At 67.0% G+C, this 13,601-nt stretch carries 11 protein-coding genes and 2 pseudogenes; 4 read left to right on the top strand and 9 right to left on the bottom strand.

All coding sequences use genetic code 11. From position 1 onward, the window contains the following. The first annotated feature begins 341 nt into the window (after positions 1-341). Both ACSMXO_RS07345 and ACSMXO_RS07350 read left to right on the top strand, forming a co-directional pair. Positions 342-892 (top strand): annotated as a pseudogene (locus ACSMXO_RS07345) (NYN domain-containing protein). Then, positions 819-1,055 (top strand): OST-HTH/LOTUS domain-containing protein, encoded by a 237-nt coding sequence (locus ACSMXO_RS07350; RefSeq protein WP_455417144.1) that lies wholly within the window; start codon positions 819-821, stop codon positions 1,053-1,055. The pseudogene ACSMXO_RS07345 and the gene ACSMXO_RS07350 overlap by 74 nt, the downstream one beginning before the upstream one ends. Here ACSMXO_RS07350 and ACSMXO_RS07355 read toward each other — a convergent pair. The 8 genes and pseudogenes from ACSMXO_RS07355 to ACSMXO_RS07390 form a co-directional block, all read right to left on the bottom strand. After that, a complete protein-coding gene (locus ACSMXO_RS07355) occupies positions 1,043-1,825 on the bottom strand; it encodes a transposase family protein (protein ID WP_455417139.1) in 783 nt (260 codons plus the stop codon). The genes ACSMXO_RS07350 and ACSMXO_RS07355 overlap by 13 nt on opposite strands. Before the next feature lie 59 nt (positions 1,826-1,884). Further along, positions 1,885-2,169, bottom strand: coding sequence for a hypothetical protein (locus ACSMXO_RS07360; RefSeq protein WP_455417145.1), 285 nt, complete (start codon positions 2,167-2,169; stop codon positions 1,885-1,887). Positions 2,170-2,934: 765 nt separating this feature from the next. After that, positions 2,935-3,069, bottom strand: a complete 135-nt coding sequence (locus ACSMXO_RS07365) for a hypothetical protein (protein WP_455417146.1) — start codon at positions 3,067-3,069, stop codon at positions 2,935-2,937. A 550-nt stretch (positions 3,070-3,619) separates the two neighbouring features. Continuing rightward, a complete protein-coding gene (locus ACSMXO_RS07370; protein WP_455417147.1) occupies positions 3,620-3,970 on the bottom strand; it encodes a hypothetical protein in 351 nt (116 codons plus the stop codon). 22 nt (positions 3,971-3,992) lie between these two features. After that, the gene (locus ACSMXO_RS07375; protein WP_455419189.1) at positions 3,993-5,249 is read right to left on the bottom strand and encodes an IS256 family transposase; all 1,257 of its coding nucleotides are present in this window, start codon (positions 5,247-5,249) and stop codon (positions 3,993-3,995) included. 995 nt (positions 5,250-6,244) lie between these two features. Then, a pseudogene (locus ACSMXO_RS07380) lies at positions 6,245-6,532 on the bottom strand (IS701 family transposase); the annotation flags it as partial. A 53-nt stretch (positions 6,533-6,585) separates the two neighbouring features. Beyond that, positions 6,586-7,185 (bottom strand): hypothetical protein, encoded by a 600-nt coding sequence (locus tag ACSMXO_RS07385; protein ID WP_455417148.1) that lies wholly within the window; start codon positions 7,183-7,185, stop codon positions 6,586-6,588. Beyond that, on the bottom strand, positions 7,182-8,480 hold the full coding sequence (locus ACSMXO_RS07390) for a glycosyltransferase (RefSeq protein ID WP_455417149.1): 1,299 nt from the start codon (positions 8,478-8,480) through the stop codon (positions 7,182-7,184). Before ACSMXO_RS07390 ends, ACSMXO_RS07385 begins: the two co-directional genes overlap by 4 nt. A 184-nt stretch (positions 8,481-8,664) precedes the next feature. Here ACSMXO_RS07390 and ACSMXO_RS07395 point away from each other — a divergent pair, with 184 nt between their 5' ends. Then, complete coding sequence (locus ACSMXO_RS07395; protein ID WP_455417150.1) at positions 8,665-9,234, top strand: TetR/AcrR family transcriptional regulator; 570 nt, start codon at positions 8,665-8,667, stop codon at positions 9,232-9,234. A 308-nt stretch (positions 9,235-9,542) separates the two neighbouring features. Here ACSMXO_RS07395 and ACSMXO_RS07400 read toward each other — a convergent pair whose 3' ends face one another. Further along, on the bottom strand, positions 9,543-10,145 hold the full coding sequence (locus ACSMXO_RS07400; RefSeq protein WP_455417151.1) for a hypothetical protein: 603 nt from the start codon (positions 10,143-10,145) through the stop codon (positions 9,543-9,545). A gap of 771 nt (positions 10,146-10,916) precedes the next feature. Here ACSMXO_RS07400 and ACSMXO_RS07405 point away from each other — a divergent pair. Beyond that, positions 10,917-13,418 carry a non-reducing end alpha-L-arabinofuranosidase family hydrolase gene (locus ACSMXO_RS07405; RefSeq protein ID WP_455417152.1) on the top strand — a complete coding sequence of 834 codons (2,502 nt, stop codon included), beginning with the start codon at positions 10,917-10,919 and terminating at the stop codon, positions 13,416-13,418. The last annotated feature ends 183 nt before the right edge of the window (positions 13,419-13,601 follow it).

The raw sequence follows: 13,601 nt of genomic DNA on the forward strand, positions 1-13,601 counted from the left end.
AGGCATTGCGACAAGACATATCGAACTTGCTTCGCGATTTGTGCGTCCAATTAGCCCATCGAAAAGGATGGACTGGGAAGACAATCGACTTGTTCGGCGTCGAAATCGGTTTGTTTTGCTAGACCGACTTCTCGGAGTAGGGATTGCTCTGCTGGGCGTTGGGTCAGTTGTTGCCGGCGCATATCTGTTTACGAGTAGTTACTACTAAAGCCGTTTTCGGCGCGCAGCATGCTGCGCGCCGAAAACCCTGTACCGTGCCAAAACTCGTTAATGGTGGTGGTGTTTTGCCCTTCCCTCGTAGCGTGGAGGCTACGTAACGCTGCGGCAGAAAGGGAGCAACGATGGACGCTGTCAAGCAGAGCCCCACGCGGCTGGCGGTCCTCATTGACGCTGACAACGCTCAGCCCGGACTCATCGCCCCGCTGCTGGCCGAGGTCGCGAAGTACGGCACCGCGCACGTCAAACGCGCCTACGGCGACTGGACTGGCACCGGCCTACGCGGCTGGAAGGAACAACTGCTCGCGCAATCGATCCAACCCATGCAGCAGTTCGCATACACCACGGCAAGAACGCTACAGACGCCGCCTTGATCATCGACGCGATGGACCTGCTCTACACCGACCGGTTCGACGGCTTCTGCATCGTGTCCAGCGACAGCGACTTTACTTGCCTGGCCTCTCGGATCCGCGAATCCGGCCTCACTGTCTACGGCTTCGGGGGAGCGGAAGACGCCCAAATCCTTCGTCGTCGCCTGCGACAGGTTCGTCTACACCGACAACCTCATCTACGACCGCCCGATCCCACCGGCCGAGGCCACCGTGGTCAAGCCCCGAACCCCCGCCCGCTCCCGGCAGCTCAAGAACGACACCGACCTCGTGACGCTGCTTCGTGACAGCGTCGAAGCCGCCTCCGGCGACGACGGCTGGGCCAACCTTGCCGCCATAGGGCAGTACCTGACCAAACGGCGTCCTGACTTCGATTCCCGCACCTACGGACACGCCAAACTCACCGACCTGGTCAGGGCGACAACTCTGAGCGTTTTTCATCCTCGATAGGTCGGGTGCTCGACGTGGTGCAGGACCAGGATCGCCTGCACGATCGCGGTCGTCCGGGACGGGCAGCATCGGATCTTGGTCAGGATTTTCCAGGTCTTGAGGGTGGCGACGGCGCGTTCGCCGCGGGCGCGGATGCGGGCGTGGGCCTTGTTCACGGCCTTCTGCCGGCGGGACAGCTTCGGCCGGTAGCGATGACGCTTGAACCCGGTGCGGACACATCCGCCGGCGCCCTGGTACGCCTTGTCCGCGAAGGTCATCACGTTCGAACTGGTCAACGCGGCGACGATGCCGTGGGTGCGGGCGGCGGTCAGGTCGTGCGTCGAGCCGGGCAGCGCCGCCGACGCCCAGACGAGGCGTCCGGCCGGATCGGCGATGACCTGCACGTTCATCCCATGTCGCCGGTGCTTCCCGGAGTAGTACGGCTTCTGGTCGTGTATGCGGTCGATCGGGATCAGGGTGCCGTCGCCGATGGCGTAGGCCAGTAGACGGATCCTGCTCATCGCCTGGTGCAGGTCGTCGGCGGTCGTGGCAAGCAGAGTGATCGCCTCGCGGACGTAGCGCCAGGCGGTGGCCACCCCGACTTCGAACCCGGCGGCCAGACGGGTGAAGGTGTCGCCGTTGCGCAAGTGGGCCAGGACGAGCAGCGCCTGGCGGCCGGGATCGAGCCGACGCCACCGGGACCGTCGCTGGCGGCGATGGCTACGGATCAGGTCGGCGACGTGGTTCAGCGACCGGGTGGACAGCGGGATCGAGGCAGGGTAAGACAGCAACGAGGCTCCCGGTAGGGGCATCTTTCTTGGTCGATTGCTGTCTTAACGGGAGCCTCACCTCACCCGGCTACCGGCCCCTCCACGTCGCTGACCTGCACCATCAGGTTGGAAATGGCTCTCTGTTCGAGGTCGATCGCCGCGTTCCTGGCGATGGAAAGCCCGCAGTCGTCTACATCCGCGACCGAGGCCGGCCCATACCCGAACGAACCATCCCGGCATCCGAGCATCGGGCAGGCGACGGCACCGATGGCATCCGCGACAGCGGAGTCGCGGAGGCCGACTGCCTCGTTGAAGCGGATGGGCCAGACGAGGACCGCCTTCCGACCCGTCCGCTCAACCCACAAGCGCGGTGCGCGGCAAGCGCACCGAGGATGATTGCACGGCGCAGGTCTGCGAAAGGTGGTCGCTGACCACGCCACGGTCGTGCTGCGGATGCTGGGCGACCGCCGAGACGAGCCTGGCCGGCACGAGCGCTTCACGGACGCCCAATCTTCATTACCGCAGGCTCACGAGTCCTGAAGCGATCCTCTTTCGGAGGCAGGCTGTAGCGGCAGAAGATCTCCACCGGGGCTTGTTTGCGCAGGTCAGCAATTGTCGCGGATGCTCTGCGTGTCATCCCGACGGCACGGACCGCGGCTGACCACCGCTGGGAGGCACGAGTAGTCGGCGCCGAGCCGAACCACCTGCCCCTCCTCCCGAAGGGAGGGCAGGGTTGGTAGGGCAGGGGACGCGTGAGTTACGCGTGTCGGGATGCGGCCCGGCGGGCGTCGAGCACCGTACCCCGCAACATCCCGGCAGCAGCGAGTCACCGCCCCGTGTGCAAGCCACCCGCCGCGCTACGGCCGTCAGACCAGCGTCAGCACGGCGGCCCGGAGCACCGGCTGGCTTGGCTTCCCAACAGGCGCGATGCCGGCCGGCGGACTACCGCTACGCTCGGAATGAGTCAACACCGTGTCGGTTCTCGCCATCCCGCCAGCACTGACGTACCGTTCGGCCAGCCGAACACATCCTTCACAGCCGAGACGAATCTCGTCACGACCGTGAAGGATGTGGGAGCAGAAACGCAAGAGGGGCGGGACGCGGCGCGTCCCACCCCTCAGCTCAGGCAATCAACGACGCCAGTAGCTCGCCAGCACGAACGCCGTTGACTGCCCCACCACCGCGAGGGCCTTGGCCAACACGGCGAGGCCCTCGCGCTGTTGGTGAGCCGCGACCAGCGCGACCACCTCAAGCACGGGCCCCACGATCCGCCAGCGTTCGGGCCACCCTCGTGAGACACGACGACGCCAGGGAACGGTAGGGATCATTGCCCGCATCGTTTCTCGGGGCCGCGGCTGCCCACCGCCGGTAGCTTGGCAACATCGCGTATGCCGCTGCTCGTCGCATCGATACCGGACCCCAGCGGATTCGGTCGCCGCCGATGATCACCGGTTCCCCGTGCCAGCGCAGGAACAGGCCAACCAGGGCAAGGGCTTCTGCGGGGGAGAACAGGTTCGCTAGGTGCCTGGCGTGGCGGCCGGTCCGCTGTGCCAGCAGCCATGGGCGGGACTTGACGATGGCATCGCACTCGATCTGGTTCCCGATGGGCGGCAGGAGCACACCGGCCAACGCGTCCGTGATCGATAGCCCGTGGCGGTCGGCGAGCACCTGTGCCTCGGCGAGCGACTCTCGGTAACCGTCAACTCCCGTCCACATCTTGTCGCCTACCGTGAAACACACCTCGTCGCGCTCACTATTCGGATCCTCCAGAACGACGAGGGATCGTCAAGACTTGTGGATTGGTGAGTTTGCCTGTTACGTCGGGTCGTCGGTTTGCCAGGGGTGAAGGAACTGCTCGGGTCGCAGGTTCCATGCATCGAGGGCCGCGGCGAGTTTGGCCTCGCCGGTGACGGTCGTGGTTTGCACGAGGACGGCGCCGATGTCGTAGTCGAAGCCGGCGATCTGGTCGGCGTCGTAGTCCCAGTGCTCCAGCTTGAAGGTGCGGTCAGGGTCGGATCGGGTCCAACCCTGTCGCCGGGCGTCGGAATCGGCGACGGTCGTGATGGGTCGGATCTCGATGAACGCTCGCCGGCGTGGGCCGCGGGCGGGTACCTCGGTCACCAAGCGCCGGCCGACGCGTAGCGCGGTCAGCTTGTCGGTGGGCACTGCGGCCGGCTGCCGCCGGCGGTCATGCTGCGGCCTGGTCGGCGGGGCGCTCGACGAGGTGACCGCCGACGAACGTGGCGCCGGCACGGACCAGAGCCACGAGGTGGGGTGCGTTGATTGCCCGCCATCGGTCCTGAGCGGCCTCGATGAGCTTGAACGCCATCGCGAGGCCGGCGGCGCGGCTGCCTGGACCCTTGGTCACGCGGGTGCGGTGCCGGACGGTGGCGAAGGTCGATTCGATCGGGTTGGAGGTGCGTAGGTGCACCCAGTGCTCGGCCGGGAAGTCGTAGAACGTCAACAGGACGTCGAGGTCGTCGGTGACCTTCGCGACGGCCTTGGCGAACTTCGCTCTGTACAGGTCGGCGAACCTTCTTGCCGCGAGTTGGGCGTGGGTCTTGTCCTCGGCGCCCCAGATCTCGGCCAGGGCGGCCTTCGCGCCCGGATGCGCGGACTTCGGCAGCGCGGCCAGCACGTTGGCGGTCTTGTGCACCCAGTCCCGCTGTTCACCGGTGTCGGGGAACACCTCCCGCAGCGCGGCCCAGAACCCCAGTGCGCCGTCGCCGACCGCGAGGACCGGGGCGCGCATGCCCCGGCGGGCGCAGTCACGCAGCACATCGGCCCAGGAGCCGGTCGATTCGCGGTAGCCGTCGGCCAAGGCGACCAACTCCTTGCTGCCGTCGGCACGCACGCCGACGATCACCAGCAGACAGAGTTTGTCCTCCTCGAGGCGCACGTTGACGTGGATGCCGTCGGCCCACACGTACACGTAGTCGACCTGCGACAGGTCCCGTTTGCGCCAGGCGTGGTAGTCGTCGGTCCACTGCGCGGTCAACCTCGTGATCGCCGCCGCGGACAGCCCGGCGGACGAGCCGAGGAACTGCTCCAACGTGGGCACGAAGTCCCCGGTAGATAGGCCGTGCAGATACAGCAGCGGCAGAACCTCCACGATCTTCGGCGATTTGCGGCACCACGGCGGCAGAATCGCCGACCGGAACCGCCGACGCTGCCCGGTGACCAGGTCGGTGCGCTTGTCGTTGACCCGCGGCGCGATCACCTCGATCGCCCCCGCCGACGTGATCACCTGCCGCGGCTGGGCGTGGCCGTTACGCACCACCAGGCGCCGGCCCCGCGCGTCGCGTTCATCTGCCAGTTCCGCCAGATAGGCGTCGACCTCGGCCTCCAGCGCGGCGGCCATCCGCCGCGCCCCCTCGCGGACTACCTCGTCCAGCAGCGAGACGCCATCGCGTCGTTGTCCGTCCTCGGCGACTACAGTCAGCACGGGCGTGCCTTCCCGACCGATCCACAGGTCTTGAGCATTGCTCCAGAACGACACCTCCAGTAGCGTCCGGATCATCGGTATGAACAGCAGTTCGACCGCCTCATGCTGACCGTGTGAGCGCAGGACCGCCGCAGCGTCGGGGAACCCGGTAGAGCCGCCCGGTAGGAACGGGTAGCCGCGAAACTCGCCCTGTCCGTCCACGTCACCGGTCATCAGCGGCCGATCGAGCAGCACCCTCAAGCGGCGCCATTCGGCGCTTCGGTCGAACGGGTTGGACTCCCACCCCGACCGCAGGATGGGCCTCGTGTACGGCGGGATCGGCACTATACAACTCAACCACAGCATTACCAGCACGACCGAGGTCATCGACATCAGCCAGCAATCAGCAAAGGGGACGGCCTGGTGCTAGACAGGTTCGGCTGGCCCTGAGTACGACCCCACCGCTGTCGTGACCGCTGCGGACGCGAGCCAGCAGAGCCGCGATGCCCGGCGCGGCCCCCCGCCGTGCCGGCACCGCCGCAGGCGGCATCTGCCGTGTCCCGGCCCCACTCGCGACGGCCTACGACGGGCGCCTCGAACAGCACTAGCGCGTACCACTCGACATCCGGGATCCGCACGACGAGGTGCTCGTTGATCCATGCACTCTCAACCAGGGCGCGAACCTGTGCCAGCATCCCTTTGCCGACGGCGCCGGGCAGGGTGCCCCCCGTTTACCCCCCGAAAACCTCTTCCCAGAGTTGACTATCAGTGACAAGCGACGACCAATGAAGGACGGTGTTTGTGCAGCTCAATGCCAAGATGCGAATGGCGATGACAAGCTCGAAAGGGTGACGGTTGGTAACCGCGGGTTCGGGGTTCGAGTCCCTGGCGGCGCACCAACGATCAAGGCCCTGACCTGGCGCTTCTGCGCGGTCGGGGCCTTTATCGTTCCTCGTGGTGGTGGGTGGTAGCTCGGTGGGTGCTCGGGAGCTGTTGGGCAGGGTCGGCGGCGCCGGTATCCCGTGTCGGTCGCCGAGATGCTCGACCACGTAGTCCCGCACATCGTCACGAACGGCGTCGACGTCCCAGTCCGCCCACCGCAGTAGGCGCTACATTCCGTCCGGGGACACATCCCCGGCCTGCTCCGTAAGCATCCAACCGTTCTTGCGGTCCAGACCTGAGACCAGGACACACAAGTACTGCCGCGCTCGCCTACGCGGCTGCACCCGACGGAACCGCACCCCGATCCGGCCATGCAACCGATCCAACTCCGCAGACCACCGCTCAACATCGACGCTTGGCACGCGATACTCGACGGAAGCGACGGCAACTCGATTCGGTCAGTGCCGTTGCGGTACTAATGTCCGCGACCGCCGCGGATGGTTTCGCCGAGCTTGTCGTGGCTGGCCGTGGTTGAGCTGGTTGTTGGTTGGCTGGGAAGGGCGGCGATGCCGACCGCGATGGTGGGCAGGGCCCAGAGTGCGATGGAGGGCTCGACCGGCGCGTCGGTGGCGGCCAGCGGGAACATGAATACGACGGGGTAGAGACCCATGGTGAGCGGGGCGAAGCGGCGCCAGCCGTGCCAGCGGTGCTCGCGGGCGACGGCCGCTCCTGCCATGGTCATGCCGATGGCGGTCAGCAGCGCCCCGATGGGCAGGATGGTGTCGGCGGTCTCGCCGGTGGTGATGGAGACCAGTTCGGCGGCGATGAACACGACTCTGCCGGCGGCGGCGATGCCGAATCCTGCTTTTCCGAGTCGTCGGGTCCCGTGGGGTCGTTGTTGGGCGAGCCCGATGATGCCGGCCAGTAGCAGCGCCTGGGTTGGTAGCCAGATGGATTCCGCGATGTAGAAGCGGGTACTCCCGTCGGCCGCGGCCGATCCGATCAGCGAGGCGGCCAGCCAGCCGGCGCCTGCCGCGATCCAGGCACCGGCGGTGAGGCGGGGGTGGATGGTCATGAAAACCTCCTCGGCTGTTGGTCCCCACCCTGTCGTTGGTCGGCGGTCAGCTCGTCGACGATCTCGGCGAGTTGCTGCACCCCGCGACTGGCCGCCATGTGTTCGCCGATGTGGCTGGCGGCCTCCCGGTACCGGCGGTCGTCGAGCACAGCACGCACGGCGTGGCGGATCGCGGCCGGTGTGGGGGTTTCGGTCTTGAGGCTGCGTCCGACGCCGGTCCAGGCGATCCGGGCGATGACTTCGGGTTTGTCTTCCTGGCGGCCGGTGGCGACGATCGGCACGCCGTAGCGCAGGGCGTACTGCACGCCGCCGTACCCACCGTTGGTGACGTAGACGTCGGTCTTGGGCAGCAGCTCGTCGTACGGTAGGAACTCGGCGGCGCGGGCGTTGTGGGGCAGTGGCGGCAGCGTGTCCACCGGACGGCCACCGGTCGCGACGGCGACCAGCACGTCCTGGTCGGCGAGCCCTTCGAGCGCGGGCCCGATGAGCTGGCCGTAGTCGCGGTTGGCGAGCGTGCCCTGGGTGAGGTGGACGACCGGTCGCGAGCCGTCGAGCTCCGGCCACCACGGAGGAAGCGGCGCCTGCGAGCCGGAGGCCGAGATCGGTCCCACGAAGTGCAGGGTGGTCGGGGCGTCCGACCGCGGATATTCGAACTCGGGCACCGTGAACTGCACGATCGCCTCGGCGTGCCGCGGCCAGTCGAGCACCGCGAAGGGGATCGAGCGGCCGTGCAGCCGGTGGAAAGTCTGCTCGGCGATCCGCTCGGCCGGCGGAAACACCGTCTTGGCGGCGACCGCGGCGAGCATCGCGTTACGCAGCCGGCCGAGCGGGCCGCGGAGCGGGAGCAGCCCCATGCCGAACGGCGCCGTGTCACGGCTGGAGATCGTCAACGGGCAGATGCCGCCCACCACGATCGGCGGCCGGACCCCGAGCGGGTGGCCGAGCAGGAACGCGCCACCCACGAACCCCGGGTCCGTCAGGAGTACGTCGGCCGGCTCGGCGGCGTGCGAGGCCAGCACGATGTCGTGTTGCGGCAGCCCGGGGCGTACGAAGATGTGCTCGATGTCGTGGGCGATCGCCTTCGTACCCTTCAGGGCGGCACGTTCGGGGAAGGTGTGGTTCCAGTCCTGCCGGTCGTCGAAGTCGGCTTCGGCGGGCAAGGCCAGATGCTGCGCGCCGGTTGCCTCGACGGCCCGGACGAACCTGGATCCGGTGAGGAAACGCACCCGGTCCCCGCGCTCGGCGAAATGCCGTGCGACCGCGAGTAGCGGGGTGACGTGCCCGTGGATGGGCACAGCCGCGATCAAGATTGACGACATGGCGACCCCCGGTGGCCCCGGAGCGATGGGATAGAGTTGGCGCCCATGGAGCAGTATTCATCTGTACGCGGCGGTAGTCAATATGACGGGGAGTGAGAGCCGCACCCGCAGCTACCGTTCCGAGCTTCGGCAGCGCCAGGCGGCCGAGACCAGGAGGCGCGTGGTCGAGGCTGCCGGCGAGGTGTTCAGCGAACACGGGTACCAGGCCGCCACCTTCGCGCAGATCGCGAACCGGGCTGGTGTCTCAATCGAGACCGTGCGAACGCACGGTCCGAAGGCAGCCCTCATGTGGGCCGCGGTCGAGGTGGCGTCCTTCGGCGTCGAGGGTGACGTCGACCTCTTCGCCACCGACCTCGGCAAGGCCATGCTCGAGGTCGGTGACCCTTACGGCTTCGCAGCGTTCCTGGGCGAGACGATGCTCGCGATCAACGAACCGGCGGCCGGTGTCTGGACCGCGGTCACCGGCGCCGCCCACGGCGACCGCGAGCTCCGCAGCCACCTTGCGCAGCGGCTCGCCGCGATCAGGAAGCAGGTCGCGAACGTCCTGCGGGTGGTGGCCGAGCGCGGCTGGCTGCGCACCGACGTGCCCTTCGACGATCTCGTCGAAGCCTGCTGCGTCATCACCAGCGTCGAAAGCTACGTGCGCTTCGTACGCCTAGACGGCAAATCGCCCGAGGAATACAAGGCCTTCATCACACGGACGATCGCCGACACAATCCTCGAACGCTAGTCCGCCAGCCGAGAGCCCCCGACCAGTTGGTTGATACCGATCCGGTCCTCTCGGAGCGCCTTTCGTGAACTGACCTATGCCGCCCGCGCGGCGTCGCCAACGTGCGGGAGGGCCTGGCGAACGAGACCGACAGCGACCCCCGGGGCGCTGCTGGATACCGGCCGCCTGGGAATCCTGGGGTCTGTCGGCCGCGCCGCCGTCCCGGCGCCACGCCGAATACGACGTCTTGGGACGGCAGCGCACCATGACGCGGCAAAGGGCGCAGAAAGTGGCTACAGACGTTGGATGGGCAGGGTGTCGTGTCAGTGTTAAGAGCATTGGAGCGTCTGCGAGTCGTCGTTCTGGGCTCGCCGTAGCTCGAACGTCACCTCCAGATCGGGTGGCTGGATATCGCCGCTGACGGTCGTGCTGCCGTCAGGGTTGATCACGACGATGTAGGGCTTGGCGCGCAGCCGCACGGCGTCGCGGCCGTCCCATTCGCCTTCGAGTTCGCCCAGGTCGGTGTAGGTGCCGGGTGGTCGCTTGACGCCGATTGAGATGGACAGTCCCGCGTACCGGTCGGCGGTAACCCGGCGGCACCGATGCCGACGTAGAACTTCGCGTCGTAGTCGATGATTATGGCGTTCGCGCCCACCGAGACACCTTCGACCGAGTCGACCAGGCTGTCGTTCCTCCGCAGCTCGCCTGGCCATCGCAGGCCGAACCGGCCGTTGGCGTATCCGAATCCGATGGTGCCGCCGAGGGGGTACTCGCCGGGTGGCCTTGATGGTCGAGTGTCCGGCGCTGAACCCGGTCCGGATGCCGATCGCCTGGCGCACTGTCGCGGCGAACGGGATGCCGAGGATCTGCCCGATGCTGACGCTCCAGTCCACCGGTACGAACATCGTCGGGTGGACGTTGCTGCCGGTCATGGTGGCCGCCTCGACCTGTACCCGAAGCCCCGCCGTACCGTGGATGGATCGACCGACGGCCGGAGATCTTGGACAGTGGCACCTGGCGGGCGAGAGTGATGGCCATTCTGGCGTCGCCCAGGGTCAGTGCGATGTTGACCTGGTGCAGCAGGACGTTCGTGGCGCCGACGCCGGTCCACCGGTCGTCGCCGTCGTAGCCGAGCCGCGCGGCAGGGCCAGGTGGCGGCGATGCGCAGTCGTAGCCGTCAGGATCTCGTAGCCGTCAGGATCAGGGCCTTCTCGTCTTACGGGCGCCGATGACGATCCATAGTCGACCAATGACTCTCGGTGTTTTGGCGTCGGTCGAAGGTCGCGCCGCTCGTTGAGGGAGTTTCCCTGGTGATCCCGGCTGCGACCTTCGAAACTACCGATAGATAACCGAAACTTTTGGTTTGAGAAACCTGGTCCGGTCTGCAAGCCTGAAGACATCGATCGATGTGACCGCTAACACGATCTCTCTGCCCTCTGGAGGTCCGTCCGTCCGCCTGACGAACACGCTTCGCGCCGCTGAAGCAGTCCGCCACCCAGAAAGTCCGACGCTTCCACCACCACCGGCCGGGCGGGCGACTGGGATCCACCCACCGTAACCACCTCCTGCTCTCCGGGGGCCTGAACTGCCCCGAGGTCCCCGCCGGTCGGGCGTACGCGGTAGTGCAGCCGGCCCCTTGCGAGCTGGGCGAGCCCTACCCGAACAGCGCCGGAACGTCCCTATCTCACAACTGGAGGATAAGAATGATCTCCCGGACCCGTCCCGCCGGGCGTCGATTCCGAACGCTCGTGGTTTCCGGAATAGCCGCGATAGTTGCGATCCTAGCCGTATCGTTACTACCCCATCTCGCCCATGCCGCCGAGACGACGCTGGGTGCGGCCGCGGCCCAGTCCGGCCGGTACTTCGGTGCGGCGGTCGCCGGGGGCAGGTTGGGCGACAGTGCGTACACGACGATCTTGAATCGGGAGTTCAACAGCGTCACCGCTGAGAACGAGATGAAGATCGACGCGACCGAGCCGCAGCAGAACAACTTCACTTTCGGTAACGCCGACCGGATCGTCAACCACGCTCTGAGTCGGGGTTGGCAGGTGCGCGGGCACACCCTGGCCTGGCACTCGCAGCAGCCGGAGTGGATGCGGACCATGGAGGGCAGCGCGCTGCGCTCGGCGATGCTGAACCACGTCACCCGGGTAGCCAGCTACTACCGGGGCAGGGTCGTGGCCTGGGACGTGGTGAACGAGGCGTTCGACGACGGCAACAGCGGCGCGCGTCGTAACTCGAACCTGCAGCGTACGGGCAACGACTGGATCGAGGCGGCGTTCCGGGCCGCGGACGCGGCGGACCCGGACGCGAAGCTCTGCTACAACGACTACAACACCGACAACTGGACCTGGGCCAAGACCCAGGCGGTGTACCGGATGGTGCAGGACTTCAAGCAGCGCGGTGTGCCGATCGACTGCGTCGGGTTCCAGTCGCACTTCAACGCCAACTCGCCGTACGCGAGCAACTACCGCACCACACTGTCGAGCTTCGCCGCGCTCGGGGTGGACGTGCAGATCACCGAGCTGGACATCGAGGGTTCGGGCACTACGCAGGCGAACACCTACCGCAACGTGGTCAACGACTGCCTCGCCGTTGCCCGCTGCAAGGGCATCACGGTGTGGGGCGTGCGGGACTGCGACTCGTGGCGCTCCAGCGGCACCCCGCTGCTGTTCGAGTGCAACGGCAACAAGAAGGCCGCGTACACGTCCACCCTTGAGGCGTTGAACAGCGGCACCCCCGTGCCCACCACCCCGCCGGCCACGACCACCCCACAGCCGACTCCCACCGGGTCGGGCCCGGTCGACCCGAACGCGTGGTACGAGGTGGTGAACCGCAACAGCGGTAAGGCGTTGGACGTGTGTGGGGTGTCCACGGCCGACAACGCCTGCGTCCAGCAGTACGCCCGCACCGGCGGGCAGAACCAGCAGTGGCAGCTGGTCGACTCCGGTGGCGGCTACTACCGGGTACGGGCGCGGCACTCGGGCAAGGTGCTGGACGTGTCCAACTACTCGACCGCGGATGGCGCCGCGATCGTGCAGTACGGTGACCACGGCGGGACGAACCAGCGGTTCCGGCTGGTCGACTCGGGCGGGTACGTGCGTTTGATCAACCAGGGCAGCGGTAAGGCCGTGGAGGTCCAGGGCGCGTCCACCGCTGACGGTGGCCGCGTGGTGCAGTACAGCGACCACGGCGGGACGAACCAGCAGTGGCAACTGATCCAGGTCGGCGGACCCACCAACCCGACGCCGACGCCGACGGCTAGTGCGACGCCGACGCCGACGCCGACGGGCGGTGGGTGCGCTCTCCCGTCGTCGTACCGCTGGTCATCGACGGGCCAACTGGCGACCCCGAGGTCGGGGTGGGTCTCGCTCAAGGACTTCACCTACGCCCCCTACAACGGCAGGCACCTCGTGTACGCCACGACGCACGACACGGGAACGACCTGGGGCTCGATGAACTTCGGCCTCTTCTCGAACTGGTCCGAGATGGGCTCGGCCAGTCAGAACGCGATGTCCTCGTCCACTGTTGCGCCATCGCTCTTCTACTTCGCCCCGCGGAACATCTGGGTACTGGCCTATCAGTGGGGCGGGCCCGCCTTCTCCTACCGGACGTCGAGCGACCCCACCAACGCGAACGGCTGGTCGTCGCCGCAGACGCTCTTCTCCGGAAGCATCTCCGACTCCGGTACGGGTCCCATCGACCAGGCGGTCATCGGCGACAGCTCGAACATGTACCTGTTCTTCGCCGGGGACAACGGCCGGATCTACCGGGCCAGCATGCCGATCGGGAACTTCCCGGGAAGCTTCGGCTCCTCGTCGACGGTGATCATGAGTGACTCGACGAACAACCTGTTCGAAGGAGTTCAGGTCTACAAGCTCCAGGGCGAGAACCGGTACCTCATGCTCGTCGAGGCGATCGGCTCGCAGGGGCGCTACTTCCGCTCGTTCACAGCCACCAGCCTGAACGGTTCGTGGACCCCGCAGGCCGCGACCGAGAGCAACCCCTTCGCTGGCAAGGCCAACAGCGGCGCCACCTGGACCAACGACATCAGCCACGGCGAGTTGATCCGCAGCAACGCCGATCAGACCATGACCGTCGACCCCTGCAACCTGCAACTGCTCTACCAGGGCCGTTCCCCCAACTCCGGCGGCGACTACGGCCTGCTGCCCTACCGGCCGGGTCTGTTGACACTGCAGCGCTGATGGCGTGACGCAGGTCCAGTTCGGGTGTTCCTGTCCTTCGCGGTACGTCGGATCTGGTGAGCGTTCGCACGGTTCGCGATCAGGATCGGGTGGATCTGGAACGGCGGGCTCGGCGCAGGCTGAGCCCGCCTCCATCCGTACCGTGGTTCGGCTGTCGAGTGGTGGGGATGATCTGCCCGGCGA

The sequence above is a fragment of the Plantactinospora sp. DSM 117369 genome (genome assembly GCF_053764795.1).

Excerpts from the sequence above, each read along its gene's own strand:
- ACSMXO_RS07405 (WP_455417152.1), top strand. The coding sequence starts at position 10,917 with ATGATCTCCCGGACCCGTCCCGCCGGGCGTCGATTCCGAACGCTCGTG.
- ACSMXO_RS07400 (WP_455417151.1), bottom strand. The coding sequence starts at position 10,145 with ATGACCGGCAGCAACGTCCACCCGACGATGTTCGTACCGGTGGACTGG.
- ACSMXO_RS07385 (WP_455417148.1), bottom strand. The coding sequence starts at position 7,185 with ATGACCATCCACCCCCGCCTCACCGCCGGTGCCTGGATCGCGGCAGGC.